This window comes from Micromonospora sp. M51 (genome assembly GCF_018070305.1).
Lineage (GTDB): Bacteria > Actinomycetota > Actinomycetes > Mycobacteriales > Micromonosporaceae > Micromonospora > Micromonospora parva.
Window position 1 is genome coordinate 1 of record NZ_JAGPXZ010001362.1, and the last position, 726, is coordinate 726.

The following is a 726-nucleotide window of genomic DNA, read 5'->3' on the forward strand; positions in this document are numbered from 1 at the left end:
GAATTCGCTCGGTCGCCGTCGCGGCCGCGGCCAGCAGCACGGGTGCCGCCGAGTCGTTGTGTCCCTCGCGGTAGTGCTCACCGACGCTGAACACGTCGAGTCCGGCCGACTCGGCGAGCCGTGCCTCGTCGACGAGTAGCCGTACGGTCTCGGCGTCGCTCAGGGTCCGGTCGCCGTCGGTGGCGACCTCCCCGAACGAGTTCAGCCCCAGCTCGAAGTCTGCAGCTGCCATCGTCCCCTCCTCGGTGCTCAGCCGGCGAGCTGCGGAAGCAGACCTACCGGTTGACGTGTCAATGATGCTAACTTGGCAATTGACACGTCAATTCCCAGGAGAGTGAGATGACGGACGCCACACCGGCCCGGCGGGGGCGCCAGCTCCCCACCGCCGACGAGCTGCGGATCTGGCGGGACTTCATCGAGACGACGGCAGCGCTCGGCTCCCGGCTCGAGTCCCGGTTGCAGAGCGACTCCTCGCTCTCGACGGGCGACTACGCCGTGCTCCTCGCCCTCAGCGAGGCGCAGGGTCAGGCGATGCGGTCGTCCGAACTCGCCGCGCACATCGGGTGGGAGCGGAGCCGCCTCTCGCACCACCTCGGGCGGATGGAACGGCGCGGCCTGATCCGCCGCCAGGAGTGCGCGACGGTGCCCCGTGGCGCCGAGGTGCTGCTCACGACAGCCGGCGCCGAGGCGTTCAAGGGCGCCACCTTTCCGCACCTGCGCGCCATC

Annotated in this window: 2 protein-coding genes; one reads left to right on the forward strand and one right to left on the reverse strand. The window is 70.1% G+C overall.

Features of this window, described 5'->3' with window-relative positions; translation table 11 throughout:
- Nucleotides 1-232 (reverse strand): LLM class flavin-dependent oxidoreductase (locus tag KBX53_RS34840; protein WP_210864022.1); only part of this gene is annotated, 232 nt, incomplete at its 3' end.
- A 107-nt stretch (nucleotides 233-339) separates the two neighbouring features.
- Between KBX53_RS34840 and KBX53_RS34845 the strand changes: the two genes are divergently transcribed.
- A partial coding sequence (locus tag KBX53_RS34845; protein WP_210864023.1) for a MarR family winged helix-turn-helix transcriptional regulator occupies nucleotides 340-726 on the forward strand: 387 nt, incomplete at its 3' end.